The organism is Ensifer oleiphilus (assembly GCF_013371465.1).
Taxonomy (GTDB): domain Bacteria; phylum Pseudomonadota; class Alphaproteobacteria; order Rhizobiales; family Rhizobiaceae; genus Ensifer; species Ensifer oleiphilus.
Genome location: NZ_JABWDU010000007.1, coordinates 153703 through 179960 on the forward strand (window position 1 = coordinate 153703; position 26258 = coordinate 179960).

Genomic DNA, 26258 nt, shown 5'->3' on the forward strand with positions numbered 1-26258 from the left:
CCTGTCGATTTTCCCCAACTAAAGAAGCAGAGGAGAATACGATGCCCTTTGTGAATATCAAACTCGTGGATGGTGTATTTACAAGCACCCAAAAGCACGCGCTGGCGAAGGCGATCACGGATGTAATGGTCAAGTTCGAAGGCTCCGAGGCGTTCCGTTCCGTTACCTGGGTTCTGATAGAGGAGCTTCACGCCGATGGCTGGCACATTGGCGGACAACCCTTCGCCGGGCCATCCTCGCTAATGGAAACCCTTGGCCGCTCTAAGGCCGTCTACGAGATGATCGACGGGAACCCGACGTCTCGTGACGAGTTCGCAGCGGCGTTACCGCCCACGACCGAGGCCAGCTAGCCTTCAACGGCATTCATCTCGATTTCGATGGTTAGGGGACAGATACATGGCCATCGAGTATAACGAGACTACCAATCCTGCACTCACCGGATTCAAGGGGCGCTGTCCGCGTTGCCAACGGGGACACCTATTTAATGGGCTCCTGTCCCTGGCTCCCTCCTGTGAGGTCTGTGGTCTCGACTATTCGTTCGCTGATCCTGCAGACGGCCCCGCATTCTTCGCCATGACTGTTGTCGCCGTTCCGGCGCTTGCTTTCGCGCTGTGGTTCCAACTTACGTTCGAGCCGCCGCTCTGGTTACATCTGCTTTGTGCTCTACCTTTGCTCACGGCGGCCTGTGTTATGCTGCTGAGGCCTTTGAAAGGTTGGCTGGTATGCTCCCAATACTTTCACAAGGCCGAAGAGGGCCGAATTGATAGGGACTGGCGAGGTTGACAAGATTTAGCGGCGGCGCCGAGAGTGGCTTGTTCGCCACCGGGATTGGCCCCACCCGGGAATGGCAGGGCCGCGGCAAAGGTGGACTTCCGCCAATACCGCGTGATCAATTGCGAGTAACTCGACGGAGAGGACGTCCTGGCGTCCGGTGTATGCAAATATGAAGAAATTGCAGAGAAAGGGCCTCGCCCTTGATACGACGAGACCCTGGCCGTTACGCGATGTCGACGACGAGCTTTCCGTCCACCTTGCCAGCTTCAATCAACTCGTGAGCCGCCATAACACTCTCGAGGGTGAAAGACCGACTGTCGAGACGCGGCATTAACTGGCCCTTTTCTGCGAGACGCGTCGCTTCCCTCATGATGTCTCCGTGATGCTCACGGCCTTCGCCAGTGAGCAGCGGTAGCAGAGTGAATACTCCGGAATATGTCGCGGCCTTGAATGAGAGCGGGGCCAGTGCGTGCGTGCCCCAGCCGAGGCAGCTAACCACATGCCCAAAGCGGGCGACTGCCTTGAACGCAGTGTCCAGGCCAGCGCCGCCAATCGTGTCGTAGACGACGTCGAATCCTTGCCCTTGTGTGTACTTGGCGACGTATTCTTCGACGCTTTCCGTGACGTAGTCGATTGGCGTCGCATTAAGGCTCCTGAGGTAGTCAGCCTTCCGGGCTCCATCGACTGCATAGACGTCCGCACCAAGAGATTTTCCAATCTGCACTGCTGCGTGACCGACGCCGCCACCGCCACCGAGGACGAGCAACTTCTGGCCAGCCCGGATGCCGACGCGATCCACAAGGCCTTCCCACGCCGTGATGAAAATGAGGGGTAGAGCGGCCGCTTCCCGCATGGAAAGGTGAGATGGCTTAATGGCCAGCAACCGTGCATCGACGGCCGCGAATTCTGCGAGTGAACCTTTAACGCCAGCCACTCCGCCTGTCATGCCGTAGACCTCGTCCCCGCGGCGAAATCCGGTCACGCCTGCGCCGACTTCTTCAACGACCCCAGCAAGGTCGATACCCAGGATTGCGGGAAGCGGATGTCTGGCATGAGCGGCTACTCCTGCGCGGATTTTCGTGTCCAGCGGATTTACGCCGCTCGCCTTAACTCGGACGAGCACCTGGCCTTCGGCCACAGCCGGTAGTGCGATCTGCGCGAGCCGGAATTCGGTACCATGATTTTCAAGAACTAGTGCTTTCATCGTGCCCATAGGATTGATCCCTTTCAGTTGATGTCAGCACTGTGATATGGAATTTTCCGAATGAAAATCATAAAGATTGTATGTTGATCATGCATTTTTGAATGGGCCATAAGTCATGATGGAATGGAGCGACATCCGTCTTTTCCTTGCGATCGCGAGGGAGGGAACGCTGGGTGCGGCCGCGAGGAAGTTGGGCCTGACGCAGCCGACAATGGGGAGACGACTAAAGACTCTTGAGGCCGCGGTCGGCCATTCGCTCTTCCAGCGCACGCCCGACGGCTTTGTCCTGACAGATGAGGGCACCGTCGTGATGGGGCACGCCGAACGGATGGAGGAGGAGGCGCTGGCACTCCAGCGCCAGCTTGCGGGCACCGAGAACACGTTGTCCGGAACCTTGCGGATATCGTGCTCTGACTGGTTCGGCATCCATATTCTCGCCCCCATCCTTGCCGATTTCAGGCGTGTGCATCCCCACGTAATCGTCGAGGTTCTCACGGATTCAAGGCTTTTGAACCTGGCGCGTCGCGAAGCGGATCTGGTCTTCCGCATCAAGCCCTTCATGGAGCCGGAAGTCATTTCACGCAAGCTGCTACATATTCCCTATGGCCTGTATGTCGCTAAAGGATCGGACGACCCTTCGCCCGGCACTGGAGCGGGATTCAGTTTGATCATTATGGACGAGGCATATGGAATCATGCCCGACGTAGGTTGGCTGAAAAACCAGTTTCCGAATGCGAAAGTTTCGATGCGAAGCAACAATCGCGATGTTCAGGCAAGGTTATGCGCAGGTGGTGCTGGGATAGCCGTTCTTCCAAGACCGCTGGGGGACTCGATGGAGGGATTGAAGCGTGTCGAGGTGTCGGAGCCCCCCCCTGGAAGGGATACTTGGCTAGGATACCATCACGATCTCCGTCGCCTTCCACGGCTACGAGCTCTTACTCAGTTTGTTGGTGACCGTGCACAAGTGATACAACGCCAATATCGATAGAGCCGGCTACGCGCTCGGGGGCGCCGCTCTTGGCAGCTGAACCGCCCCCATTTTCGACAGTTTGGAAAAAAGTGGTTCGATCGGCCTGCTTGTCGTCCAGCGATCTACTCAGGACTGCATAGGAATAGAGCCTTGCGCCGGCGGCCGGTGGGGCGAGAATCCGAGAGGAAGCCGCTTGATGTCGGCAAGTCCCAAACGACGGCTATTAAATTACACCGATCGCAAAATGACGACGTGTCTGGAGCAAGCTGATAGGCGGCTTGCGAACAGGAACGCCAAACGCCGTTCGACGATCTCGTGAGTGGCCAGCTGGCGCCATATCGGCGCCCGGACTGACCGGAGACCCTGAAACGAGAGGCTGGTTCTCATTTCCTCTTAGTACCGGCCGGGGGGCATCCAACCTAATCTATTGGAAATCAGCACGCACCGATGCTCGCAAACGATCGCGGTCTGCGCGCACCACAATAAGAAAGGCACGACGATGCAAGAGATATTAGGAAAGGCCGTCATTACGGGTGCATCAAGCGGCATCGGTGCGCTTTATGCCGATCGCCTGGCCCGCAACGGCTATGATCTGATCTTGGTCGCGCGAAACGGCGACCGGTTGCGGCGAGTTGCAGCGACCATTCACGAGCAGACCGGCCGCACTGTCGAGACGGTCACTGCCGATCTAACGGTCGTGGATGATGTAGCTCGGGTCGCGGCGAAGATTGCCGATGATCCACGGATAACGATGCTGGTCAACAATGCCGGCGTTGGTGCAACCTCGACACTGCTTCAATCCGACGCTCGGGCTATGAGCACGATGATTGCCCTCAATGTCGAGGCGTTGATGCGACTTACCTATGCCGCGGTCCCCGCCTTCGTCGGCCGCAACGCTGGAACCATCATCAATATCGCTTCCATCGTGGCGGTTGCGCCCGAGAGGCTCAATGGCGTCTATGGCGGGACAAAGGCCTTTGTTCTCGCCTTCAGTCAGAGCCTTCGCCACGAACTCGCCGACACGAACGTACATGTTCAGGTCGTCCTCCCTGGAGCCACCGCCACCGACTTCTGGGATGTTGCCGGCTTGCCTGTGCAGCACCTGCCTCAGGAAATTGTCATGCCCGCAAACGCGTTGGTCGACGCGGCGCTCATGGGGCTGGCGCGCAACGAATTTGTCACTATCCCCAGCCTTCACGATGTCGGTGAGTGGGATACCTATGAGGCTGCCCGACAGGCAATGGCCGACAATCTATCCACCAACAAACCAGCCGCCCGTTATCAGTCATTCTGACGTCCATCATTGAGATGGATGTCGAAGGGCGGTCGGACACGCATCCTTTCGCCGCCTGGATCGACGGGCAAGAACCCTAAGGTCACTGATCTCTATGGCTACCAGCACTCCTCAAAAAGATAGACAAATGAAGCCCCACACTCTCACCACAACTATTCTGGCAATGGGCATTCTGTCGCTACAGGCGGCCCAGGCGCAGTAGGAAGTCCAACGCATCGACCTTCTGCAACAAAATATCACAGTTGCTGGGAAGGAGATCGCCCAAACGAGGGTCGACTTTAATCCAGGTGCGGCCTCGATCAACCACAAGCATCCAGGCGTAGAAGTCGCATTTGTCCTGGAAGGTGCGCTGTAATACCAGCTCGAGGGGCAGGCGCCTGTCATCCTGCAGGCTGGCCAGTCGCTGTTCGTTCCTTCGGGAGTGGCACACCTCGCCAGGAACGTTGGTGAAGGTAAAGCCTCCGAGCTGGCGACTTACATCGTCAGCAAAGGCGCCCCTCTCATCGAACCCGTCGAATGAGCCGTTGACGCTGAGTAGAAAGCACGAGCGTCCTGACGAGACAGCCATCAATTGAGAACAGGCGCCCGTGTCGAGACGCGCAAAGCAAATAGGGCTGACGCTGAGCGTCCATCCACTCTCGTTCCTGCGCGCGGATTTTTCAGGCCGGCGGAGCGTCACGTCGCGAAGTGATTAAGGGCCGTGATGGCAAGTGGCTGGAGGGGGTGGGCCTAGTGCTCGCCCGCCAGCGGCTGGCGATCTGGACTGAGCTCTGGGACCGCCCAGGCGGTTTCCTCCTCGCCGCACAGTATGTTTTCGCTAGCGTTTGCCTAGCATCGTTCGTCCCGCTGCCCTAATTGAGAGATATGAGTCCGACGAGAGACCTATAAGTCCAGCGGCAATGGCCGCTTCGAGGCTCTGGCTGTATTCTTTTCCCGCAAGCCCATGTTTTTTAGAATGATTTTCAGCGGAACCCCGTGACACGGATGGCGATACTCCATATCGGACGCTGTGAAAGGCACCCAGAACAATCAGAAAATTTTCGTCCAAGCTCTTCATTGTCTACCTTCAATTTATCCTGTGATGGAGGCGGCAAATGACCACTAGATGGTGGCGATGAACTACCTGCGGTCATCCGCGTGCTGCGGCTCCGGTGAGCATGACGGACTCTTCAACAGCAATATTGAGAGACCCCGCATGAGGCGTGGGGTTTTGTAGCGATTTTGAAAGGAAGGTCAGTTCAGAGCGCGACGCCAATCGCGCAATAACCAAAGCTAGCGAGCAAATTCGGTGGTTCGTTCTATCCGTGTCTTAGCCTAAGCGTCAATCGGTAGTTTGAATGCAGTTTGCTCGGCAAAGTGTGTAGCGATCCGACGGCCGTCCCATCGGAGGCCGAGCGCAACCCTCTTGGGTGCGAAACTGATCGGGTCCAACGCTATTTTCGGGGTGCGCCGCATTCCCGACCTTTCCGGCGACGGGCACAACAACACGGGATTGCCGATCGCACACGCCCGCAATGATGCCCTGGCGCGCGGAATCGTAATCAACGGATTGGTGATACCCATCAGGCCCACAACTTCGACCGTTCCGCTCGACTGGCGACGAGGTGAACCGTTCGCCGAGCACATTAAGACCTTTGGCGGGCCGCGGTAGGACTGAGGTCCTATGGCGGGATCTCTGAAGCGAACTAATTAATTGGCGGATTCGATTGTGCGGTAGTGGCGCAGGGTGCCGAGCACATTTGCTCCTTTGCGGCTCGATTGCCGTTTACAGGCACTTGTTTTGATAGGCGGTAACCTTATGAAAAGAATAGGCGCAGTAATCGTGGCCGCGGCTACGGCCCTCTCAGGGTTCTCGGCGCAGGCCGTGCCCATGTCCCCCGTTTTGGCCGGACAGTCGGCTTCCCAGCCTGTCGAGTTGATCCACCACAAGCCAGGTCATTACGGCGGACCGCCCCATAAAAGCGGCTATAACGGCTACCGTTACGGCGGCAACCGTTACAATGCTGGTCCACGATACGGCAATTACAACGGCTACGAGGGCTATCGCTACCGTCGCGACGGGTACCGTCGGCACAGCGACGGGTGGTGGTATCCTCTGGCGGCATTCGGAGCAGGAGTGGTTATCGGTGGCGCGATCGCGCAGCCGCCCCGCAGGGTCTATTCCAACGCGCCGTCAGCGCATGTCGAATGGTGCTATGACCGCTATCGTTCGTACAGAGCCTACGACAACACTTTCCAGCCCTATTATGGGCCGCGCCAGGAATGCGTGTCGCCATATTATTGAGCGACAGCGCCTGCCCGCTTCGGAGAATATATACGAGATGTTCTCCGACACATTTGTACCGAACTCAGGACACGTTGCGTGCAACCGAGGTCGGGAATTTCCGGCTGAGCGGGCGAAAACTAATCCGCATCGCGGTCCGCCAGAAAAAGCAAGGAATGAAGCTGTGGCCAGCGCAAAATTAGTGATCGCTCCACGTGCGACCAAGGATTCGTGTTGAGGTCAACGCGCTGCAGCTGCCTGCACCTTGATACGGCCCCCGAAAGGCAATTTGGCGGCCTGATAGATGGTTCGCGCCGGCCTTTGTCCTTCCGGGAAGAGTCCCTTCGAGACGAATTAGACGGCAATCCCTCGGACTGCAGAAGCAAGCGGTTCCAGTTCCTCCATCTCTTGCGCCGTCAGAAGCAATGAAGCGGCCACGGCCTTTTCCTGGAGACGGCTCCGTCTGCGTGTGCCGGGAATGGGTATCGTTTTGACATCGAGTTTGCGGCCCTGGGCATAAAGCCAGGCGAGGGCGACCTGGGCGGTCGATATGCCGCGCGCCGCTCCGATATCCTCGATCTTCGCGACCAGTGCCATGTTAAACCCGGTTCTCTGCGGAGAACCGGGGAAAGTTCAGCCGGGCATCACCCTCGGTGATCAAACTCGTGAACGCCGCCCCGGTCAGCATGCCACGACCCAGGGGTGAGTAAGGCACGATCGTCACGCCGAGTTCGGCGGCCGTCGGTGCCACTTCCGCCTCGATATCGCGGGAGAAGATCGACCACTCTGACTGCAGGGCGGCAATGGGATGAATCTCCTGAGCTTCGCGTAGCTCGGCTGCAGTGACGGCGGACAGGCCGAGCCACTTCACCTTCCCGGTCCGGACAAGCTCGGCCATCGCACCGACGGACTCTCCCAAAGGGACGGTGGCTGTCCGGCGATGCATGTAATAGAGGTCGATGACGTCGACGCCGAGACGCTTGAGCGAGCGATCCATGGCAGCCCTTATGAATTCCGGCCGATTGTCGATGCGCCAGTCGTCCGGGGTTTCCGGGGTGCGCGTATAGCCAAACTTCGTTGCGATGACGATCCGGTCCCGATTGGCGGCAATGAAGGGGGCAAGGAACTCTTCGTTGCCGCCCACGCCGTACATGTCGGCGGTATCGAACATCGTGATACCGAGTTCCAGCGCCTGTTCCAGTGTCGCTTTGGATTCACCCCCGTCTGTTGCTCCATAGAACTCACTTATGCCCATGCAGCCAAGGCCCTGGGCTCCAACCACGGGACCATCCCGACCGAGTTGGACCTGAGGCATCGATGTGATTTCGCTTGTGATGATTGGGTCTCCACATTTCGACAAGCAACACCTATAAGTGCGGAGTATAGTCCATGGTCAAGGCTTGAAGATGCTGATTTCCGAATTTGCAAAAGCTGCGGAACTACCGATCGACACGATCCGCTTCTACATCGCAAAGGGCCTCCTAAAGCCCGATCGCAGCGCCAAAGGCGGCTCCAATCCGTATCAGATATTCAAGCCCGAGGACGTGACCGCAGCTCGCATGATCCGATTGCAGCAGACGCTTGGCTATTCACTCGGGGAAATACTTGCGCTGAACGAAGAGTACCGAGCCGGTGAAAACTCGTCGGAACGGACGATCGAAGTCCTGCAGTCACAAATCGAAAGGCTGGAGGAACGCAGGGCCGCCCTGAATGCAGCCCTGTCCTTCCTTCAAGGCAAGGTGGAGTGGATCAAGGCGGGCAAGCCCAATGAAGCACCTCGCCTTGAAGACTACCAGTGCTGACCCGAGCGAAGCTCTTCCAATCCCTGCTCCCTTGAAATCACCGGCGAATAAGCCAGTTCCCGGCGGGCTTTGCCGATATCCAGCGAAATCTCGACCGCGGATGTCGCATAGGATTGCCACGTCAGCGGCATGGTGATCCTGCCTGCGGAGACGAGCGCGATCAGATCACCGATGGCTGCGATAGTTCCGACGACACTTCGGGGAACAGATTTTCCCGTCGGGATGAGCCTCTGCGTCTCCAAAAGCGATGAGACGAACGTCCTGAACGGAACTGGCATTCCATCGGAGATGAAGTAGGCCTCCCCGCCGCGTCCACGCTCGAGCGCCCGTTCCACGGCGACGCACAGATTGGCGATATGGGTGGTCGAGGTCAGATAAGTGCCGCCGCCGATCCAAGCGAATTTGCCGGATCGCACTGCTTCGATCAGAGCAGGAAGGGCAGTCGTGTCGTCCCGACCCCAGACGAACCGTGGCCGCAACACGACGACGGAGAACTCCGGCGCGTCGCTTTCGAGAGCGATACGTTCCGCCGCCGCCTTGCTGCGTGAATAACCTCCAGCAAATTTGTGCGGCATGGGCATGGTCTCGTCCACGTTGACCAGCGGCTTTCCGGTCGCGAGAACCGACTCCGTACTGAGGTGAACGACCTTTCTGATGCCTGCCGCACGGGCTGCCTCCATGACAGCCCGCGTCCCGTATTCGTTTACCTGCCGCTGCCTGTTCGTGGCAGGGCCATGATCTGTATCGGCGGCGGCATGGATAAAGCCATCGCATCCCGACATTGCCGCAGTGAGGTCCCCGACAAGGATATCACCACGATACGGGTGCGCACCCAGCAGTCCGACAACGTGTTCCGACCTCTCGCTGCGAACGAGGGCAACGACTTCGATTCCGCGCCCGACGAAGTGCCGGATCAGGTTGCGCCCGACGTAGCCGCTGCCTCCCGTGAGGAATATCCGACGATATGGGACGTGGTTATCCGTGGCCGCGGCGGCTGCGGCGATGCTTCTGTCAGTCATGTCATTCACCTGATGTACTTGAAGGTCAGCCCGACGACGTCTCCGGGAGATCAAGCTCCCGCGGATCGGCCGCCACGAGCCAGTTGATTTCGCGCAGGAGCCGTTGTCGTTCCTCTCGCGGAAAGTGATGGAAATCGAGGTATTCGAGGAACTTGAGCCCCTCCAGCGCTAGATAGGCGAGAAGAGCACCACGTTGAGATGGCGAGGTATCAAGGATACGATCGACCGTTGCTGCCTGGTTGCCCTGCATCTTTTCACGCAGTCCGGCATCCAGGGTGAGCGCTGCCGTGAGGTTCAACGCAACCGCCCGAAACTCCTTGGCCGGAGGCTCTGACGCGGCAATGATGCGCCCACGGATCACGCGATCCGTTTCATCCCCGATTTGTGCTTCGATGCGGGAGTGGTGAGCATTATCACGCTCGAAGGCGCGGTCGACGATGGCCTCGATCAGCGCCTGCTTGGTCTTGTGGTCATAGAGGACGCTTGCCTTGTTCACCGCCGCCTCTTTGGCGACGGCGTCCAGCGTCAGGTTCGCCGCTCCATCTCGTCCGACGACACGTTCAGCCGCGTCGAGGATGCCCTGTTGGTCGATGACACGCTTTCGCCCCATCCGATAGCTCCATTATTTCCAACCAGATGGTTATAAAAATCCCAAACCGTTGTCAACACGCCGGGATCGGATGGTCTGTCGGAAACGGGCAGTGTCTCTCACGCCATACAGCCAACGCGTTCTGTATGCTGACAGTTGAAGGACCAGTTCATCTTCGAGCCGCGGGGTGCAGTCGAAGTCAAAGGCAGGGGCATTGTGGAGGCTTGGTTACTGGGGCTCTTAGAGCGAAGGGTTCCCCTAGTCATCTCCTGTCATGCAATTCATGCTGATAGATCTCCGCAGGGGAAATGATTGGCGCTTGGCCTGACATGGGCGTTAACTGTTTCACTCTGAAAGAGGAGGCACCTATGGCCATGTATCTTACCCGCTTCAGCTACACGTCCGAGACCTGGGCCCGCATGATGGAGAAACCTGAGGATCGCCGAGAGGCGGCGCGTAGTTACATCGAATCCGTTGGCGGCAAGCTCCATGGGTTCTGGTATGCGTTTGGCGATCATGATGGGTGGAACCTGTGGGAGGCCCCAGATAACGTATCAATGGCGGCTGTCGTGCTTGCGATCGGTGCAGGTGGCGCCGTCCGCACTATCGAGACGACTGTTCTCATCAGCGTTGAAGACACCATGGATGCCTTGCAAAAGGCCAAGTCTATCGGGTACCGCCAGCCAGCAGGGTAGGCGGCGACCGACTGCTTGCTCCAGCATTCTGTTTCCCGGCGGGGCCGTTGCGCTCCGTTGATGATGTGTCCTTTGCGACGGCGGTCAGCCTCTTGGCAACGATCGATATCTGGATCAGACTTCCCTTAGCTTCGTCGAAGCATTAAGGCTTTCGATCAACGTCGCACTCGCCTCGTTGAGACCCAGGATTTCCACCGCGATACCATGCGCCTTGAAACGGTCAACGACCTTGTCGAGGGCATCGACCGCGGTAATATCCCAGAAGTGCGCCAGCGACACGTCGATGGTAACAGTCATGCCACTTGCCTCTTCTATATCGAAAGCCTCGACGAAAATGCCGGCCGAGGCGAAGAACACCTGGCCGGATACGCGATGGGTCAAACGCCGAGCGGTCGTGTCGGCGACTATTTCGACCTGCAACAGACGGGCGACTTTGAATGTGAAGAAAACGCCGCTCAGAAGGACGCCGACTATCACGCCGAGTGCCAGGTTCGAGGTGAAAACCGTAACGAAGACGGTCGCGATCATGACGGCGCTCGACACCTTCGGATGGGTAACCACACTCTTTAATGAAGACCAGTCGAAAGTATCGATCGACACCATCACCATGATGGCAACAAGGGCGGCGACGGGAACCTGAGATACCCATGGCTTCAGCAACACCATCAGCATCAGGAGGAAGGCCCCTGCAAACAGCGTCGAGAGACGACCACGCCCGCCGTACTTCACGTTGCTGACAGTCTGGCCGATCATGCCGCAGCCGGCGATCCCGCCGAACAGGCTTGCCACTGAATTGGCAATGCCGAGGCCGGTGCACTCCCTGTTCTTAGAACTGGGGGTTCCCGTGAGATCGTCAACGACAGTGGCTGTCATCATCGATTCCAGCAGGCCGACCATGGCGATCGCAAGCGCCGGGCCGGCGATAATCGTCAGTGTTTCAAGCGACAGGGGAACGGCAGGCCAGCTGAAGATCGGCAGCGCCTCGGGCAACTTGCCGAGATCGGCAACGGTCATCACCGGGAGCTGGAACGAAACCGACACAAGGGTGAGAACGAGAATGCAGATCAATGGCGAGGGGATTGCCGTCGTGATCCTTGGCGTAAAGTAGATGACCGCCAGCCCGGCTGCCAACATGCCATAGGCAAGCACGGCACCGCCGACGATGTGCGGCAGCTGGGCTGCGAAGATCAGGATCGCAAGTGCGTTGACGAAGCCCGTGCGGACCGATTTCGAAACGAAGCGCATGAGAACGCCCAGGCGCAGAAGGCCGAAAACGATCTGGAGGACACCCGCCAGCAATCCGGCGGCCAAAAGATAAGGCAGCCCGTGCGCGTGGACGAGGGGTGCCGCAACGAGCGCGACCGATCCTGCTGCCGCCGAGATCATGGCAGGGCGCCCGCCGGTGAAGGCGATGACAATGCTGATGATGAAGGAGGCGAACAGCCCCACCTGCGGATCGACACCGGCGACAAAGGAAAAGGCGATGACCTCGGGGATCAGTGCGAATGTAGCCACGGCTCCGGCAAGCATTTCGCGCACAGGGGCCGCGGACCATTCCCGACGGAAGGAGGAAAATTGCATTTGGTGAGTTCTCGCAAAGCATGGCTAACGCGCTCAATGGAGCGGTTTTGACATTGGCATGCAGGTTTTGCGTGGTCTGGCGGATCGGCGGCCAGAAGAGCCACCCGGAGTTTCACCGGGTCCGTGGTGAGTGACTTTTTATGACGTCATTTTTTCTGCATTGCAACATCGAAAACTGCATTGGCCACGACTGGCGAAGGTGGTCCTTCGCCCTCATCTGCCGCTCTCGGGACTCAGGTATCTCTACTTGCACCGGTCATTGATCTTGGCTCCTTATGGGCACAAGGAACCAAGGTTTATGACTATGGCGATGCTTCTGGTCCCTGGCTTCATGCTTGATGCCGATCTCTGGCGAGATGTGGAGCCAGCATTAACTGAATTCGGTCCTCTGCTTCACGCTGATCTCTCACAGGACAGCACGATAGTGTCGGGAAGGTGAGCGGGGTCGACTTAAGGATCGGGCTCGGGGTCGCTTGGTCGAAGGATGTTCCGACTCCTGTCAGGGGCGACATCATCGACATCGCGCGGCCGCTGGTCAGGGCGGGAAGGTGAGGGACCAAGAACCGGATTGCGTTTGGTGCGATCCTCAATCATACGGAGCGGCTTGCCGGGCCTAGGCTTCCCGGATACCGGCCGTTGGCCGTCGCTAATGCTGATCCTCCGAGACGAGGCTTTTAGCCGGTCAAACCGAGCGCGAACTGGCTCTTCCAGCGACGCCGCCGAAGCCTGGTACGCTCATTTGCCAAGGGAACTGGTTCACAACCTGGACGGTGTCCTAGAAGCACCGATAGTTGGGCTCATTTCAAGGCGAGGGATATGAAGCAACTTCCCGGACAGGGGGCATGTCGCCGGCTTTCTGTCGTCTCTGTCGGGTGGAACGTTGCCGTTTGCCTCGCCCCTCGGAACGAGCAAAGAGCGCTACCAGCGGATATTGTTAATCGAACACTCTAACGTCGCGTTTGAGCCGCAAGCGGACCAGTGACTTTCGTGCGTTACAGCTTTTAAGCCGCCAATCCGGCATGTCTCTATTGCCTTGAGTGGTCATGACCATCCGGGTGGTCAAGGGCCTGGAAACCTTTACCGAGGAACAACAACATCTAGTTACTCCAATCGCCAACGCTCCAGCTCAGCCAGAGTGAAGCGCGGCGTAATGTGCTGCGGGCAGTTCCAGTCGAACGCCTCCACCGCGATGAGGACGAGGCGCTCCACCCGAGCGGGATAGTCGGGTGCTGTCAGCTTTCTCGCCAGCACCGAATCGTCTTCTGCATCGATGACTCGCATGTGACCGTAGATTTTTAGGCGCCGCCGGTGCGCGTAGTCCATCAGAAACAGTGAGACGCGGTCATTGGCGCTGACATTGCCTGTCGTGATGTATTGCCGGTTACCGCGAAAATCCGCAAAGCCCAGCATCGATGCGTCAACCGTGGTGAGAAATCCTGCAGGCCCACCACGGTACTGGACGTAGGGCCAGCCGGTCTCTGAGACGCTGGCAAGATAAAAACCGTCGCGCGCGCCGATGAAGGCCGTTTCTGCCGGACCGAGGCGCTGGCTCTGCGCAGTTTCGTCTGCGTGAGCGCGCGCGCCGATCCGCGCCCACTGCTGTGCGCTGCCATAGTGCTCCTGTGCGGCCGCTACGGAGGGCGTCGTGGCGATACTGAGATATCTGCTGCTCATTCCATTCCTATCTTTCTAGACCGCCGAAGCTAACTTCAATCCTGCAAGGCCCAGTCCGCCACCTCCCAACGCATCTGCCCACGGTCGGCGACGACACGGCCGAGCCCTGGGAAGGGCATGTGCGTGGCGGCGATGAGTGCGCCTTCCGAAGCGGCGCGAGGGAAAAAGCGGTCGCGCATCGCCTTGGCCGCTGCACGGTCCTGCTCGAACAGGAAGAACACGTCGGTCGCCCCCGGATGCACGACCGGAAAGATCATGTCCGAGACCATGATGAGGCTCTTGCCGTCATCTTCGACCCGCACGCCGATATGGCCGGGTGTGTGGCCGGTCAGGTCGACAATTGAGACGCCGCGCACAATCTCGCGTTCTCCGTCAATCGCCTGGAGTTTCGGGTAGAGGCGCACCACCTCCTCCGCCATCTTAAAGCTGGTCTGCAGATAATCGGGCGCGCCGCTGCGCTTGGCCGGGTCGGTCCAATGGGTGACGTCACGACGATCGATGTAGAGCTCCGCCTTGGGGTAGTTGTTCCTGCCTCCGGCGATCAGACCGCCCATGTGGTCCTGATGCATATGCGTTACGATCACCGCGTCGATCTGGTCAAGCTGCAGGCCAAGCGCACCGAGCGCCTGCGGCAGTTTGCCGGTCTGCCCGATCGAGCCCGCTGCACCGGCATCGATCAGGATGCGGCGCTCGCCATCATCGATGAGATACTGGTTGAAGAGGAACCGCACCCCACTCGGCCGGGCGGTGAACTGAGCGACTGCCGCCTGCTCCACCTCCGCCGGGGTGCGCCCCGGAAAATAGTCGAAGGGCATATCTGCATACCCGTCTGTCAGCGCCGTCACCGTGAAGCGACCGATTCGGATCTGCGCCAGCGGTGTAATGCTGACCGGCGCTTTGGCGGTATTCTGCGCTGCGGCAAGGGCCGGTGCGCCACTGATCAGTCCTCCACCGAGGAGGCCGAGAGGAAGAGCGCTGGCAAAGGCACGACGTGAAATCTGAGGCATGACGTCTTTCTCCTGATCATTGGCCATACGGGGAGGCGGCCGGCGTCCCCTGGAACAACACAAAAGCTAGGATATCCGAAACCAATAGGGTATCCTGCCATTTCAGGAACGTTCCTCTCAATTTCTGAAAGGATACGATGGATCGGTTTGAAGCGATGTCGGTGCTGCTGGCGGTGGTGGACGCCGGCAGCCTCTCGGCTGGATCGCGGCGATTGCATGCACCGCTCGCCACGGTCAGCCGCAAGGTCGCGGATCTTGAAAAGCACCTTGGCGTGCGCCTGGTCTTGCGCACCCGCCGCGGCCTCACCTTGACGGATGAGGGGCGCAGCTTCGTCGCCGCGTCACGTCGTATTCTGGAGGAACTGGACGCGGCTGAGCGGCAGGCCAGCGGCGACTATGGCGCGCTGCGTGGAGGGCTGCACGTGACCGCACCGATTGCCTTCGGTGAGCGCCATATGCTGCCAATAGCTCTGGAGTTCCTGAAACAGCAACCCGATATCAACCTGCGCCTGACACTCGCCGATCGGCAGCTAAGTCTGGCAGATGAGCATGTCGATGTGGCCCTGCGGATCGGACACTTGGCGGACAGCGCACTTATCGCAACGCGCGTCGGCTCAGTCCGACGGGTGATCTGCGCGAGCCCCGACTATCTTGCCCGCCGAGGCGTTCCGCGTCAGCCGGAAGACCTCAGCCAGCATGACGGCATAAGCTTTCAGGGCTTTGCGACCGCGCCGGAATGGCGCTACCGCCGGGACGGCGCGGCCTTTACCATCGAACCGCGCCCCAAATTTGCGGTCAATACGACGGAGGCTGCCATTCAGGCTGCAATAGCCGGTATCGGCATTATCCGCGTGCTGTCTTACCAGATTTCCGATCAGTTGCGCTCCAGTGCTTTGCACGAATTGCTGACAGACTTTGCACCGGAACCTCTACCTGTGAACGTTATCCATGGACCAGCCGATCCCCTGCCGCTGAAGGTGCGGTGCTTCCTCGACTGGATCGTCCCAAGGCTACGCGAGCAGCTGGCTTACTAGTGTCCCGGTTCACGACCGAAATGGCGCGCAATGGAGACATTGCCCAAAGGGGGTTCAAGGCCAATGCCACCAGAGAAGAAGAACGATTCGCCTGTTGCGCTGGAACAGCGCGAACTAAGCGCCGACCAGCGCATGTTCTCACCTTCCGTTGCGCGAAATTCGGCGCCGATCCTCGCGGTCCTAAAACGTGTCCTTCCAACACGTGGCGCTGTGCTGGAGATTGGATGCGGGACCGGTGAACACGCCGTGTATATTGCGGGAGCAATGCCCCACCTCACTTGGCAGCCGAGCGATCCGGATGCCGACGCCCGCACCAGCACGACTAGCTGGATCAAGTTCGCAGGGCTGAAGAATGTGCTGGCACCGCGGGATATTGATGTGTGCTCAGGACAATGGGGCCTCGAACAACCGGGGCATTTCGACGCCATCGTGTCTATCAACATGATCCATATCGCGCCATGGGCGGCAAGCTTAGGATTGTTCGCAGGAGCTGGCCGTTCGCTTCACGCTGGTGGACTTCTTCTTCTCTACGGCCCATTCAAGCGCGACGGGGCACACACCGCCCCCTCGAACGCTGCTTTCGACGCGGCGCTAATGGAGCGCAACCCATCCTGGGGTGTGCGTGATATTGCTGATCTTGAACATGTGGGTGGGGCCGCTGGACTTATTCTCCGCGAGACGATCGAGATGCCTGCCAACAATATGTTGCTGGTCTTCTCCAGCGGTAGTGCCTGAACGACAAGCGGGCGCAAAAGAGACGTGGGCCAATAGCAGCATTCGCGCACTTTGTTGCCGCTCAAGGTGGCTCCGAAGACCGCGCGGTGGAGTGGCGAGGCTGTTACGGCAGGTGCAGGTCTGCACCGGAAATACTAGGGGCTGGCGCGAGGGAAGGCTCCTCGAAACAGAACGTCCCTTTGCATGGCGCTTGTGGGAGTACATGTGGACCCCTGAACAATGGGACGACATACTCTGCGATGTCGCGCGATCGATAGGGCGGGGTGCGTGCAGCCCGACCTTCAGCAACGGCGGCCGGTGGCTCGAAGCGCGCGAAGCGGAAACTATTTCCGCTTTCAGCCGCTGGCGGAACGGGGCCGACTCCGCCGGATCACCAGGCACGGACGCTTCCCACTTCGATTCATCGCAGGCACTAGAGCGCTGCGGGTGGCCGGGACTTGTCAGGCCCGCCCAACCCTTATTTACGAGGTTGAGAACCTGCGATGAGGTGTCCCAAGGGCCGGCCGCTCGCGCGGCCGGGCACGTAAGGGAATGCGATGAAGCAAACTCCCGAAGTGTATGATACGACGTTCAGGCTGACCGGACGTTTTCGGCCTTCGATTTTCCGGTCTTGCGGTCCTGGCCAAGCTCGTAGCTGACCATTTGGCCGTCGCGCCGGAAAGTCGCGCCATTAAGCGCCGACACATGGACAAAAACGTCCTGTCCACCGTTATCGGGTGTGATGAAACCAAAACCCTTTTCCTGGTCGAAGAATTTAACAGTACCGGTTGTCATAGTCATCGCGACATGCCGGCCGCCGCCGTTCAGCATCGTCGTAACGGCGGCGGCGGATGCCTGAGCCCCCAATATCGTGTGGGCGACAGGGCACAGTCGGAAATGCTAGGGGTGTTCATCGGGCAGGGGCGCGGACGAAGAAGGACACTTCCCGATGATCAAAACGGCCACAAACGCCCTAGGGCAGCCCCTTTACTACAGTGGAAATTCGACGGCATGGTTTTCCGCAACCGGTTCCGGACCGATCCTCCAAGGCACGCCCGGCAATGATTCCCTCTGGGGTGACAGTTCCGTCGATGTGACGATGATCGGCGGCGCCGATGATGACATTTATTTCCTTTATTCATCGTTGAATCGGGCCGAGGAGGACCCCGGCGAAGGCACCGACACGATCAATACGTGGATGAGCTACACCCTGCCGGAGAACTTCGAAAACTTGACAGTCACCGGAAGCGACCGACACGCCTTCGGTAATGATGCCAATAACATTATCACCGGCGGATCGGGCAGCCAGACCATCGACGGACGCGCAGGCAGTGACGTTCTTGTCGGTTCGGGTGGTGCAGACATCTTCGTGTTCGAACGTGGCAACGGCAGTGACCTTGTCGCTGATTTCAGTTCCAACGACACGATTCGCCTCGAAGGCTACGGCTTCACCTCGTTCCAGCAGGTGCTCGCCAAAGTTGCCCAGGAAGGCGAGGATCTCCGCCTTGATCTCGGAAACGACGAAAGCCTCGTCCTTGCCGATACGACAGCCGGTGAACTGCGGGAGACCCAGTTTCAGTTGAGCCTGGACCGGTCCGGCTTGACGCAGACCTTTTCCGACGATTTCGACGCGCTTCAGCTCACCACCGGCGCCGGGGGTGTTTGGGATGCGAAGTATTGGTGGGCTCCGGAAAACGGGGCAACGCTCGCCGCAAACGGCGAGCTGCAGTGGTACGTCAATCCGACATACCAGCCGACCGCTTCAGCCAACCCGTTTTCGGTCGAAGATGGCGTGCTCACGATCACTGCCGAGCGCGCCACGGATGCGATCCAGAGCGAGATCAATGGCTATGAATACACGTCTGGTATGCTGACCACCTATTCTTCGTTTGCCCAGACCTATGGCTACTTTGAAATGCGGGCCGACTTGCCGGACGATCAAGGTGCCTGGCCGGCGTTCTGGCTGCTGCCCGCGGACGGCTCCTGGCCGCCGGAACTCGACGTTGTAGAGATGCGCGGACAGGACACAAATACCGTCATCGCCACAGCCCATTCCAATGAAAACGGGTCTCACACATTGAGCCGCGACGCGGTGCAGGTGGCCGATACGGATGGGTTCCACGAATACGGTGTACTGTGGACGGAAGACGAGATCATCTGGTATTTCGACGACACCGAGATCGCACGCACCGACACGCCCGCGGATATGCACGAGCCGATGTACATGCTTGTCAATCTAGCCGTCGGTGGGATGGCCGGCACGCCGGATGACGACTTCGTCGATGGTAGCGAGATGAAGATAGACTACATCGAGGCATATTCGCTGGATGCTGATTGGTCCGTCTAGGCGCAAGAAGCCCGCACGGGGATCGGCAGGGTTGTCGGTCCCTAACGGACATTGTGCGCGGGACGCGCCTCTTTCGGCTCGTCGCCCGCCATGTGCCTGGTGTGAAGCTTGATCATTGTGAGACGCCGCGTGTTTACTTGGCTTCATCCGTCCAATCGAAAACAACGGGTTCTCCCGCTTCTTCTCGATCGCCACGCGCGCAATCTACTGGCGGTTGAAAGGACAAGTCCACTGGCGCTTGGAAGTGCATCGACAATCGGTGGTTCTGTCAAGCTTTATAATCGGACCGGACTGGCCGCGGAAGTGACGTTTCGCGGAGACCGGTCTATCGCAAGGCGTCGAGCAGTTTGTGGGCCTTGGTGTCGTACAAATCTTCCGCCTCAACAGGTCCGCCGCCTTGGCCGGCTCGATCGCGATCGTCGTCCGGGGCTCGGCCGACATTGCCAATGCTTTAGCGCACTGCGATGGTCGGCATTTTCAGGGATCCGGATTGAGAAATCTCCGTTCCCATTACGGCTTGCTACACATGCTTACAAAATGCGGCTCCTGCGGACGCATCCTCAATACACGGAGCCGTTTAGATGGGTGGGTCGACGGAGATTGACCGTCGACGCGGGCAGGAGCCCGCTATTTGGCAAATCCAAGGATACCGTCATGAATGTTCTAAAATCCATCGTAGCTGCAGGCCTGATCACAGGCACGGCTTTCGTACTGTCGGCACAGGCGCAGCAGAACAGTCAACTTCAGCGCACCGATCTTGTTCACAATGACATCAGTGCCCCTGGGCTCAAAATCGTTCAAGCGCGGGTTGATTTCGCCCCAGGCGCGATTTCCATCAAGCACTCGCATCCCGGCGAAGAAGTCGCATTTGTTTTAGAGGGCTCAATCGAATATCAGCTCGAGGGCCGCTCACCTGTCACTCTCAAAACGGGCCAGTCACTCTTCATACCGGCAGGAACCGCGCACATTGCGAAAAACGTGGGAGACGGTGATGCCTCTGAGTTGGCCACCTACGTTGTAAAGAGGGACGTGCCGCTTGTGGTTCAAGAGAAGTGAAAGGCGTGCCGATACGTGAGGTTCGCCCACGAACTTCGTAGGGATAGGTCTGTTGATCCCGATCATGGCGCGATCCATTCTGATTCTACTTGATCTTGTCCCGGATGGTGTCGACTGAGGCCTTGATTGCTTGAATGGCCTCAGCGTCCATACCGACGGCTTCCTCGATACAGCGCATGACATCAGCGGCGTGGGTTTTGAGGGCGTGGCCTTTTTCGGTCAGACGGATAATGACCTCGCGTTCGTCTTTGGGATTGCGGGTCCTGGTGATGAGGCCCCCCGCATCCAAGCGCTTCAGGAGCGGGGTGAGTGTGCTGGAATCCAGAAACAGGGTTCTGCCCAGTTCTTTTACATTCTGGCCATCGCGTTTCCACAGGGTCACCATGACCAGGTACTGCGGATAGGTGAGTCCGAGTTTATCGAGCAATGGCCGGTAGAGCTGCGTGAATGCGTGGGCTGCGGAGTACAGCGAAAAGCACAGCATGACTGAGACATCAGGCACGGCATTGTCGGTGTCAGATGGGGTGTCGGTCATAAAGATCTCCTTTTCTCTCAATTAAATCGCACACAATCCATTTGCAAGCGATTGACAGGTGGGATCGGAGCGGTCATATAGATCGTACACAAATTAATCGCACACAAATAAAGCAGCCGCACAGGAGAATGCCATGTCGACTTTCATCACCACTGATGGGACGCGCTTGTTTTACAAGGACTGGGGAACAGGGCAGCCGATCCTGTTCGCGCATGGCTGGCCGCTGTCTTCGGACGCCTGGGACCAGCAGATGCTGTTCTTCAGCCAGAACGGCTTCAGGGGCATCGCCCATGACCGTCGCAGCCACGGTCGCTCGGATCAGACATTCAACGGCAATCACATGGACCAGTATGCCGACGATCTTGCCGAACTGATCAATGCGCTCGACCTGTCCGACGTGCTCCTAGTTGGTCATTCCACCGGCGGCGGGGAAGTCTCGCATTATATCGGCCGCCATGGCACGGCTCGTGTCGCCAAAGTGGTTCTGGTGGGCGCAGTTCCGCCGCTGATGCTCAAGACTGCCGACAACCCGAACGGCACGTCGATGGAGGTTTTTGACAGCATCCGAGAGAACACAGCGAAGAACCGCTCGCAGTTCTTCTTCGATCTGACGGTTCCCTTTTACGGCTTCAACCGGGATGGCGTCGCCACCAATGACGGTTTGCGGGAGAACTTCCGCCGCATAGGCCTGCAGGGCGGTATCAAGGGTCAGTATGATTGCATCCGCGAATTCTCGGAAGTGGATTATACGCAGGATCTGAAGAGCATCGATCGGCCGACGCTGATAATCCACGGCGATGATGACCAGATCGTGCCGATCAACGCTTCTGCCCACCGCGCAGCTGAACTGGTGGCCGACGCAACGCTGAAGATCTATCCAGGCGGCTCGCACGGGCTGGCAGAGACCGAGGCTGATCGTTTCAACGCCGACGTGCTTGCCTTCATCCGCAGCTGAACATCCAAAGCTTCACCTGCCAAGCGACATAGTCATCCAACATCACCCTCACACTGAAGAAGAGGAACTATCATGTCTAAGTTTGTTGCAATCCTTGCCGTTACTGGCGCTCTTCTGTCGGGTAACGCGGTTGCCCAACCTGCCAAGCCCACCGTTGTTCTCGTTCATGGCGCCTTTGCCGACTCCTCCAGCTGGAGCGGTGTCACCGGGATCCTGCAGAAGGATGGCTATCGTGTCATTGCCGCCGCCAATCCGTTGCGCAGTGTCTCATCCGACGCTGCCTATGTCTCGGATGTCGTCGCAAGCATCGACGGGCCTGTCGTTCTCGTCGGCCATTCCTATGGCGGACAGGTAATAACCACCGCCGCAAACGGCAGGGGTAACGTCAAGTCGTTGGTTTATGTGGCTGCATTTGCCCCGGATGAAGGCGAGGCGGCGGCCGATCTTGCCGGAAAGTTTCCAGGTGGCACGCTCGGACAGGCACTTGCGGCCCCCGTTAAGCTCGCCGATGGCGGTACCGATCTGTCCATCGATCATGCGAAGTTCCACGATCAGTTTGCGCATGACGTCGGCGCTGGCGAAGCTGCGCTCATGGCAGCCGGCCAGAGGCCGATCACCGAGGCGGCACTGACGGAAAAGTCCGGCAAGCCGGCCTGGAAGGTGCTGCCTTCCTACTTCATCTATGGTGATGGCGACAAGAACATCCCCGCCGAGGCGCTTGGCTTCATGGCTGAGCGAGCAGGCTCAAAGCGCACGGTCGTGGTGGAAGGCGCCTCCCACGTGGTCATGGTCTCCCAGCCACAGGCGGTTGCCGATCTCATCGAGGAAGCGGCACGATAATCTGTGACAATACGCAGAAGACCGGACGCTCCATGCGACCGGTCATCCTTCTTGAGGAGGTGCCAGGATGGATTTAATATCTGCGCTCAGAGTTGCGCAAGCACAGGTAGTTGGGTTCGAAGATAAAGATCCGTTGACGACTTATCAGGGTCTTTAAGGGCTGCTACGAGAAACGCGCTTTGCCTTTCCGGCGCGCCGCCCATTGGCACGCCCTTACCATAGCCTATTGCAGTGGGATTGCGGGGTTCCGAGCATCCGCTTTTTTCTACCAGTGATATCGGAGGATGGCGGTGCCGGCTTCCTCCTGGAACGCTTGTACGAAAATTACTTGTACAGGTTCGGCTTTCTCCATGATGGGCTCGCGGTCTAAGGTCCCATTCACGCCCGCTGCGAGGCCTTTTCGGCGGACAGTTCGCCCGTCGGCTCGATTTTCCGCGACCTTTACGCCTGGCCCTTCTGGAAGCGGGTCTCTATGTCGCCGATGGGGTGGGCGCTAAGGCAGAGCTCGAGGCGCTTGCCGACTATGCGCTCGATCTCGATCGGCCCGACATTGTATGCGCCAGCGCGGTCGATCTCCTGCGCGATTTCGCCGATCAGAACGTTGTCGAAAGGGTCCGTGCCCTGCTGGTGCGCCCGGCTGCTGCTTCGCCTACCCGAAACCTTGCCTCGCCGCTTCGCGTCGCGCTGTTGAAGCCGCTGCTGACCGATCCAGTGAGGGCAGTGCGTCGGACCGTAACCCAGGAGCTTCTCGCGGACGACACGTCGGCAATCGCAACGAGCGCGGAAGAAAAGACCACCCTCGAACGCGCATTAGCGGAATACCGCCGGGGCGTTGGGCGGCGGGCAAGGCGCTGCAAGCTATCTCGAGAACGCCTCTCGCATCTGCCGGGCAGTATCAACCTGCTGTTCGAGATGGCCGGCCAGGCGTCGGCGCGGGGCGACGACGCGACCGCCGTCGAATGGTATCGGCGGGTCCTGGACGCCGACGGCTCCCAGCGTACGGCTCTTGCCGGCCGGGGGATTCCGGCGTTGCGCGTCGGCGACTATGACCTGGCAACTGAAGTCACGGCAAAGTTGCTTAGCCTCGAGCCGGCCAATACGCAGGCATACGCCAAGGCGCGGTAAATAGACCTGTCCATCAAGTTCCCGAACGAGCTCGAACGTTTGCTGCGAAACGGGTAGTCGACCGGCCGATCACAACAGGACTGGTGCGAGAGATGATCGCACTTGGGCGGTGCGCCACGTTGATTTCGCGGATCGCTGACAAAACTGTCCTTGCCTTCATTCCATTGCTTGATGAATTCGGAGGTCAGCACGCACGAGACTCGCGACAAATCGGCAGACGGTCATGCGCGTATGAGACGAAGGTTCACGCTCCGTTCGGTCTTAGCGCAGGATTTGAACTGCTCTTGTCTTGACCCCAAGATATCGAACAACGAGATTGACAACAAACGGCGGCCTCTTGACAATCTCCATGTATCCAATAAGCTGGATATATGGATACCACAAACGCAATCGCGGCTCTCGCCGCACTCGCCCAGACCACGAGGCTCGAGACGTTTCGGCTTCTCGTACGACACGAACCCGATGGCGTGGCAGCCGGCGAACTGGCCCGCCTTCTTGATGTTCCGCAGAACACCATGTCGGCGCACCTGGCGACGCTATCGCGGGCGGGGCTCGTCACAAGCGAGCGGCACAGCCGTTCGATCATTTATCGGGCGGATCTCCAGGGACTGCGAGACCTTACGCTCTTTCTGCTGAAAGACTGCTGCGGCGGATCGGCCGAACTCTGTGCGCCGCTGGTCGCCGAGCTCACACCTTGCTGTGCTCGCGAGGTGAAGCTGTCATGAGCAAAATTAGGTTGAAGCCAGTCCCGGGAAGCTCCGGAACTGAAACTGGCGCTGGCGGCTTCCGGTCCTCCAACCGAAGACCTCGAAGATGTTGGGCGCACGTTTTTCAGGGCAGTTTCCTCCGATTGTGGCACGGTGGGCTATGCTGGCATCGAGCGTGCGGCGATGACATGCTTCTCAGGTCGATAGTCATCTTGACCGAGCATCGCGGTAAGTCGTTCGGTAGATCGCTGACCATGGACACGTTGAAAATCATCGACGGCGTGCGCCAGTTTTCGACGGCGTGTGCCAGTTTTCCTCGCTACGACGACCCCCGCTCCGTTCTTTGAAAGCTCGGCTTCGCTGTGGTTGATCGTGCCGGTTTGCCGCCCGCCGTTCTCGCAACCTGTCAGTTTTCCGGCATCTGCCTGGCATGGGCCACGATCATGAAACTCAAAAGACGTCCGAACTAACCACGGAAAACAACGATGACCAACAAAACCTACAACGTGCTTTTCTTGTGCACGGGTAATTCCGCTCGCTCTATCCTCGCCGAATCCATCCTCAGCAAGGAGGGAGGTGGGCGCTTCCGGGCCTTCTCCGCGGGCAGCCAGCCGAAGGGCGAAGTCAATCCGCACGCGCTGAAGGAATTGGACGCGCTCGGCTATCCCGCGACTGGCTTTTCGTCGAAGAGTTGGGACCTCTTTGCCGAACCGGGTGCACCCGAGATGGATTTCATCTTCACCGTCTGTGATAGCGCGCACGGCGAGGCCTGCCCGGTATGGGTCGGTCATCCCATGACAGCCCATTGGGGTGTAGAAGACCCAGCGGCCGTTGTCGGCTCCGAGGTCGAAATCCAACGCGCCTTTGCGACGGCTGCCCGTTTCCTGAAGAACCGGATCATGGCCTTCGTCAGTCTTCCGCTGGCATCGATCGACCGCCTGGCGCTTGAAACGAAGCTCCGCCAAATCGGCGCGATGGAAGGCTCGACGGGAACTCAGGGAAAGACGGCCTGATGTCTACGTTTGAACGCTATCTGACCATCTGGGTGTTCCTCTGCATCGTCGTCGGCGTCGCCTTCGGCCATCTGATGCCCGGCGTGTTCCGGGTCATCGGCGCGGCAGAGGTCGCGAAGGTGAACATGCCCGTCGCCATCCTGATCTGGCTGATGATCATCCCGATGCTCATCAAGATCGACTTCCGCTCGCTGGCGCAGGTGAGCACATACTGGCGTGGCATCGGCGTGACCTTGTTCATCAACTGGGCCATCAAGCCGTTCTCCATGGCTCTGCTCGGATGGCTGTTCGTTGGCTGGCTGTTCCGCCCGTATCTGCCGGCCAATCAGATCGACTCCTATATCGCAGGCCTGATCATCCTCGCGGCTGCACCCTGTACCGCGATGGTGTTCGTCTGGAGCAACCTGACGCGCGGCGAACCGCTGTTCACGCTCTCCCAGGTCGCGCTCAATGATGCGATCATGGTCGTCGCCTTCGCACCGATCGTAGGGCTGCTGCTCGGACTGTCGGCCATCACTGTACCCTGGGACACGCTGGTTCTGTCGGTCGTCCTTTATATCGTTGTCCCCGTCATCATCGCCCAAGTCTTGAGAGTGCGGCTGACCGCCGATGGCACGACGAATGCCTTGGACGCCATGCTCGCGAAACTGCAGCCGCTTTCGCTTGTGGCACTGCTCGCGACGCTCATCCTCCTGTTCGGCTTCCAGGGCGAGCAGATTATCTCGCAGCCGACGATCATCGCGCTGCTGGCCGTCCCCATCTTGATCCAGGTCTATTTCAACGCGGGGCTGGCCTACCTGCTGAACCGGATGTCGGGCGAGCGCCATTGCGTCGCCGGACCTTCGGCACTCATCGGGGCCAGCAACTTTTTCGAACTCGCGGTCGCGGCCGCCATCAGCCTGTTCGGCTTCCAGTCCGGTGCTGCGCTGGCGACCGTCGTCGGCGTGCTCATTGAGGTCCCCGTGATGCTCACGGTCGTCTGGGCCGTAAACCGCAGCAAGGGCTGGTACGAGGCGGCACCCGCCGTCTCCCGCAACACCATTACCGAAAGGACATGACA

The 26258-nt window shown here is 58.9% G+C and carries 28 protein-coding genes, 1 pseudogene and 1 other annotated feature; of the genes and pseudogenes, 19 read left to right on the plus strand and 10 right to left on the minus strand.

From position 1 onward, the window contains the following. Positions 1-41: 41 nt before the first annotated feature. Together HT585_RS23760 and HT585_RS23765 are read left to right on the plus strand one after the other, a co-directional pair. Positions 42-350, plus strand: a complete 309-nt coding sequence (locus tag HT585_RS23760; protein WP_176355265.1) for a tautomerase family protein — start codon at positions 42-44, stop codon at positions 348-350. Positions 351-396: 46 nt separating this feature from the next. Further along, entirely contained in the window at positions 397-783 is a 387-nt protein-coding gene (locus tag HT585_RS23765) for a DUF983 domain-containing protein (RefSeq protein WP_176355266.1), read from the plus strand. A 214-nt stretch (positions 784-997) separates the two neighbouring features. On the opposite strand, the gene HT585_RS23770 is transcribed toward HT585_RS23765, so the two are convergent. After that, positions 998-1987 carry a zinc-dependent alcohol dehydrogenase family protein gene (locus HT585_RS23770; protein ID WP_176355267.1) on the minus strand — a complete coding sequence of 330 codons (990 nt, stop codon included), beginning with the start codon at positions 1985-1987 and terminating at the stop codon, positions 998-1000. A gap of 109 nt (positions 1988-2096) precedes the next feature. On the opposite strand from HT585_RS23770, the gene HT585_RS23775 reads away from it, so the two are divergent. The 5 genes and pseudogenes from HT585_RS23775 to HT585_RS23795 all read left to right on the plus strand — a co-directional run bounded on the left by HT585_RS23775 (position 2097) and on the right by HT585_RS23795 (position 6526). Then, positions 2097-2966: a LysR family transcriptional regulator gene (locus HT585_RS23775; protein WP_176355439.1), complete on the plus strand. Its 870-nt coding sequence runs from the start codon at positions 2097-2099 to the stop codon at positions 2964-2966. 481 nt (positions 2967-3447) lie between these two features. Beyond that, on the plus strand, positions 3448-4242 hold the full coding sequence (locus tag HT585_RS23780) for an SDR family NAD(P)-dependent oxidoreductase (RefSeq protein ID WP_176355440.1): 795 nt from the start codon (positions 3448-3450) through the stop codon (positions 4240-4242). A gap of 205 nt (positions 4243-4447) precedes the next feature. Further along, positions 4448-4762: pseudogene (locus HT585_RS31820) on the plus strand (cupin domain-containing protein); the annotation flags it as partial. Between the two features lie 885 nt (positions 4763-5647). Further along, positions 5648-5893 carry a DUF1194 domain-containing protein gene (locus HT585_RS23790; protein WP_246707880.1) on the plus strand — a complete coding sequence of 82 codons (246 nt, stop codon included), beginning with the start codon at positions 5648-5650 and terminating at the stop codon, positions 5891-5893. Positions 5894-6040: 147 nt separating this feature from the next. Next, positions 6041-6526, plus strand: coding sequence for a BA14K family protein (locus tag HT585_RS23795; RefSeq protein ID WP_176355269.1), 486 nt, complete (start codon positions 6041-6043; stop codon positions 6524-6526). A 333-nt stretch (positions 6527-6859) separates the two neighbouring features. On the opposite strand, the gene HT585_RS32125 is transcribed toward HT585_RS23795, so the two are convergent. Both HT585_RS32125 and HT585_RS23800 read right to left on the minus strand, forming a co-directional pair. Beyond that, on the minus strand, positions 6860-7102 hold the full coding sequence (locus tag HT585_RS32125; RefSeq protein ID WP_281410701.1) for an aldo/keto reductase: 243 nt from the start codon (positions 7100-7102) through the stop codon (positions 6860-6862). Between the two features lies 1 nt (position 7103). Continuing rightward, the gene (locus tag HT585_RS23800) at positions 7104-7787 is read right to left on the minus strand and encodes an aldo/keto reductase (protein WP_343214071.1); all 684 of its coding nucleotides are present in this window, start codon (positions 7785-7787) and stop codon (positions 7104-7106) included. Between the two features lie 124 nt (positions 7788-7911). Between HT585_RS23800 and HT585_RS23805 the strand changes: the two genes are divergently transcribed. Beyond that, positions 7912-8307: a MerR family transcriptional regulator gene (locus HT585_RS23805; protein ID WP_176355270.1), complete on the plus strand. Its 396-nt coding sequence runs from the start codon at positions 7912-7914 to the stop codon at positions 8305-8307. On the opposite strand, the gene HT585_RS23810 is transcribed toward HT585_RS23805, so the two are convergent. Further along, positions 8295-9380, minus strand: coding sequence for an NAD-dependent epimerase/dehydratase family protein (locus HT585_RS23810; RefSeq protein ID WP_246707882.1), 1086 nt, complete (start codon positions 9378-9380; stop codon positions 8295-8297). The two genes, HT585_RS23805 and HT585_RS23810, sit on opposite strands and share 13 nt — an antisense overlap. After that, positions 9352-9936, minus strand: coding sequence for a TetR/AcrR family transcriptional regulator (locus HT585_RS23815; RefSeq protein WP_176355271.1), 585 nt, complete (start codon positions 9934-9936; stop codon positions 9352-9354). Before HT585_RS23815 ends, HT585_RS23810 begins: the two co-directional genes overlap by 29 nt. 347 nt (positions 9937-10283) lie before the next feature. Between HT585_RS23815 and HT585_RS23820 the strand changes: the two genes are divergently transcribed. After that, complete coding sequence (locus tag HT585_RS23820) at positions 10284-10610, plus strand: GYD domain-containing protein (protein ID WP_176355272.1); 327 nt, start codon at positions 10284-10286, stop codon at positions 10608-10610. A gap of 114 nt (positions 10611-10724) precedes the next feature. Here HT585_RS23820 and HT585_RS23825 read toward each other — a convergent pair whose 3' ends face one another. The 3 genes from HT585_RS23825 to HT585_RS23835 all read right to left on the minus strand — a co-directional run bounded on the left by HT585_RS23825 (position 10725) and on the right by HT585_RS23835 (position 14872). Next, positions 10725-12191: a SulP family inorganic anion transporter gene (locus HT585_RS23825; protein ID WP_176355273.1), complete on the minus strand. Its 1467-nt coding sequence runs from the start codon at positions 12189-12191 to the stop codon at positions 10725-10727. Between the two features lie 70 nt (positions 12192-12261). Beyond that, positions 12262-12317 (minus strand) — a sequence feature (sul1 is cis-regulatory element that is thought to sense ions involved in sulfur or methionine metabolism; They are found in Alphaproteobacteria). A 975-nt stretch (positions 12318-13292) separates the two neighbouring features. Next, a complete protein-coding gene (locus HT585_RS23830) occupies positions 13293-13865 on the minus strand; it encodes a pyridoxamine 5'-phosphate oxidase family protein (RefSeq protein ID WP_176355274.1) in 573 nt (190 codons plus the stop codon). 35 nt (positions 13866-13900) lie between these two features. Then, positions 13901-14872, minus strand: a complete 972-nt coding sequence (locus HT585_RS23835) for an MBL fold metallo-hydrolase (protein WP_176355275.1) — start codon at positions 14870-14872, stop codon at positions 13901-13903. A gap of 137 nt (positions 14873-15009) precedes the next feature. On the opposite strand from HT585_RS23835, the gene HT585_RS23840 reads away from it, so the two are divergent. Both HT585_RS23840 and HT585_RS23845 read left to right on the plus strand, forming a co-directional pair. Then, positions 15010-15906, plus strand: a complete 897-nt coding sequence (locus tag HT585_RS23840; RefSeq protein ID WP_176355276.1) for a LysR family transcriptional regulator — start codon at positions 15010-15012, stop codon at positions 15904-15906. 63 nt (positions 15907-15969) lie between these two features. After that, complete coding sequence (locus HT585_RS23845) at positions 15970-16641, plus strand: DUF938 domain-containing protein (protein WP_176355277.1); 672 nt, start codon at positions 15970-15972, stop codon at positions 16639-16641. 570 nt (positions 16642-17211) lie between these two features. Here the strand turns inward: HT585_RS23845 and HT585_RS23855 are convergent. Further along, entirely contained in the window at positions 17212-17415 is a 204-nt protein-coding gene (locus tag HT585_RS23855; protein ID WP_176355443.1) for a cold-shock protein, read from the minus strand. A 154-nt stretch (positions 17416-17569) separates the two neighbouring features. On the opposite strand from HT585_RS23855, the gene eglC reads away from it, so the two are divergent. Together eglC and HT585_RS23865 are read left to right on the plus strand one after the other, a co-directional pair. Further along, entirely contained in the window at positions 17570-18967 is a 1398-nt protein-coding gene (eglC, locus tag HT585_RS23860) for an endo-1,3-1,4-beta-glycanase EglC (RefSeq protein ID WP_176355278.1), read from the plus strand. 654 nt (positions 18968-19621) lie between these two features. Beyond that, positions 19622-20023, plus strand: a complete 402-nt coding sequence (locus tag HT585_RS23865; protein WP_176355279.1) for a cupin domain-containing protein — start codon at positions 19622-19624, stop codon at positions 20021-20023. Positions 20024-20108: 85 nt separating this feature from the next. On the opposite strand, the gene HT585_RS23870 is transcribed toward HT585_RS23865, so the two are convergent. Continuing rightward, complete coding sequence (locus HT585_RS23870; RefSeq protein WP_176355280.1) at positions 20109-20558, minus strand: MarR family winged helix-turn-helix transcriptional regulator; 450 nt, start codon at positions 20556-20558, stop codon at positions 20109-20111. 133 nt (positions 20559-20691) lie between these two features. Here HT585_RS23870 and HT585_RS23875 point away from each other — a divergent pair, with 133 nt between their 5' ends. From HT585_RS23875 to arsB, 6 genes are all read left to right on the plus strand, one after another. Further along, entirely contained in the window at positions 20692-21513 is an 822-nt protein-coding gene (locus tag HT585_RS23875; protein WP_176355281.1) for an alpha/beta fold hydrolase, read from the plus strand. A 72-nt stretch (positions 21514-21585) separates the two neighbouring features. Then, positions 21586-22353, plus strand: a complete 768-nt coding sequence (locus tag HT585_RS23880; RefSeq protein ID WP_176355282.1) for an alpha/beta fold hydrolase — start codon at positions 21586-21588, stop codon at positions 22351-22353. 486 nt (positions 22354-22839) lie between these two features. Next, positions 22840-23478, plus strand: a complete 639-nt coding sequence (locus tag HT585_RS23885) for a tetratricopeptide repeat protein (protein WP_176355283.1) — start codon at positions 22840-22842, stop codon at positions 23476-23478. A 371-nt stretch (positions 23479-23849) separates the two neighbouring features. Beyond that, on the plus strand, positions 23850-24203 hold the full coding sequence (locus HT585_RS23890; protein WP_176355284.1) for an ArsR/SmtB family transcription factor: 354 nt from the start codon (positions 23850-23852) through the stop codon (positions 24201-24203). 467 nt (positions 24204-24670) lie between these two features. Further along, a complete protein-coding gene (locus tag HT585_RS23895) occupies positions 24671-25198 on the plus strand; it encodes an arsenate reductase ArsC (protein ID WP_176355285.1) in 528 nt (175 codons plus the stop codon). Further along, entirely contained in the window at positions 25198-26256 is a 1059-nt protein-coding gene (gene arsB / locus HT585_RS23900) for an ACR3 family arsenite efflux transporter (RefSeq protein ID WP_176355286.1), read from the plus strand. The genes HT585_RS23895 and arsB overlap by 1 nt, the downstream gene beginning before the upstream one ends. Positions 26257-26258: the final 2 nt, after the last annotated feature.

What these genes read in the sequence shown, in the direction of transcription:
- HT585_RS23760 (WP_176355265.1), top strand. Translation starts at nt 42, where the DNA reads ATGCCCTTTGTGAATATCAAACTCGTGGATGGTGTATTTACAAGCACC.
- HT585_RS23765 (WP_176355266.1), top strand. Translation starts at nt 397, where the DNA reads ATGGCCATCGAGTATAACGAGACTACCAATCCTGCACTCACCGGATTC.
- HT585_RS23770 (WP_176355267.1), bottom strand. Translation starts at nt 1,987, where the DNA reads ATGGGCACGATGAAAGCACTAGTTCTTGAAAATCATGGTACCGAATTC.
- HT585_RS23775 (WP_176355439.1), top strand. Translation starts at nt 2,097, where the DNA reads ATGGAATGGAGCGACATCCGTCTTTTCCTTGCGATCGCGAGGGAGGGA.
- HT585_RS23780 (WP_176355440.1), top strand. Translation starts at nt 3,448, where the DNA reads ATGCAAGAGATATTAGGAAAGGCCGTCATTACGGGTGCATCAAGCGGC.
- HT585_RS23795 (WP_176355269.1), top strand. Translation starts at nt 6,041, where the DNA reads ATGAAAAGAATAGGCGCAGTAATCGTGGCCGCGGCTACGGCCCTCTCA.
- HT585_RS32125 (WP_281410701.1), bottom strand. Translation starts at nt 7,102, where the DNA reads ATGGCACTGGTCGCGAAGATCGAGGATATCGGAGCGGCGCGCGGCATA.
- HT585_RS23805 (WP_176355270.1), top strand. Translation starts at nt 7,912, where the DNA reads ATGCTGATTTCCGAATTTGCAAAAGCTGCGGAACTACCGATCGACACG.
- HT585_RS23815 (WP_176355271.1), bottom strand. Translation starts at nt 9,936, where the DNA reads ATGGGGCGAAAGCGTGTCATCGACCAACAGGGCATCCTCGACGCGGCT.
- HT585_RS23820 (WP_176355272.1), top strand. Translation starts at nt 10,284, where the DNA reads ATGGCCATGTATCTTACCCGCTTCAGCTACACGTCCGAGACCTGGGCC.
- HT585_RS23825 (WP_176355273.1), bottom strand. Translation starts at nt 12,191, where the DNA reads ATGCAATTTTCCTCCTTCCGTCGGGAATGGTCCGCGGCCCCTGTGCGC.
- HT585_RS23830 (WP_176355274.1), bottom strand. Translation starts at nt 13,865, where the DNA reads ATGAGCAGCAGATATCTCAGTATCGCCACGACGCCCTCCGTAGCGGCC.
- HT585_RS23835 (WP_176355275.1), bottom strand. Translation starts at nt 14,872, where the DNA reads ATGCCTCAGATTTCACGTCGTGCCTTTGCCAGCGCTCTTCCTCTCGGC.
- HT585_RS23840 (WP_176355276.1), top strand. Translation starts at nt 15,010, where the DNA reads ATGGATCGGTTTGAAGCGATGTCGGTGCTGCTGGCGGTGGTGGACGCC.
- HT585_RS23845 (WP_176355277.1), top strand. Translation starts at nt 15,970, where the DNA reads ATGCCACCAGAGAAGAAGAACGATTCGCCTGTTGCGCTGGAACAGCGC.
- HT585_RS23855 (WP_176355443.1), bottom strand. Translation starts at nt 17,415, where the DNA reads ATGACAACCGGTACTGTTAAATTCTTCGACCAGGAAAAGGGTTTTGGT.
- eglC (WP_176355278.1), top strand. Translation starts at nt 17,570, where the DNA reads ATGATCAAAACGGCCACAAACGCCCTAGGGCAGCCCCTTTACTACAGT.
- HT585_RS23865 (WP_176355279.1), top strand. Translation starts at nt 19,622, where the DNA reads ATGAATGTTCTAAAATCCATCGTAGCTGCAGGCCTGATCACAGGCACG.
- HT585_RS23870 (WP_176355280.1), bottom strand. Translation starts at nt 20,558, where the DNA reads ATGACCGACACCCCATCTGACACCGACAATGCCGTGCCTGATGTCTCA.
- HT585_RS23875 (WP_176355281.1), top strand. Translation starts at nt 20,692, where the DNA reads ATGTCGACTTTCATCACCACTGATGGGACGCGCTTGTTTTACAAGGAC.
- HT585_RS23880 (WP_176355282.1), top strand. Translation starts at nt 21,586, where the DNA reads ATGTCTAAGTTTGTTGCAATCCTTGCCGTTACTGGCGCTCTTCTGTCG.
- HT585_RS23890 (WP_176355284.1), top strand. Translation starts at nt 23,850, where the DNA reads ATGGATACCACAAACGCAATCGCGGCTCTCGCCGCACTCGCCCAGACC.
- HT585_RS23895 (WP_176355285.1), top strand. Translation starts at nt 24,671, where the DNA reads ATGACCAACAAAACCTACAACGTGCTTTTCTTGTGCACGGGTAATTCC.
- arsB (WP_176355286.1), top strand. Translation starts at nt 25,198, where the DNA reads ATGTCTACGTTTGAACGCTATCTGACCATCTGGGTGTTCCTCTGCATC.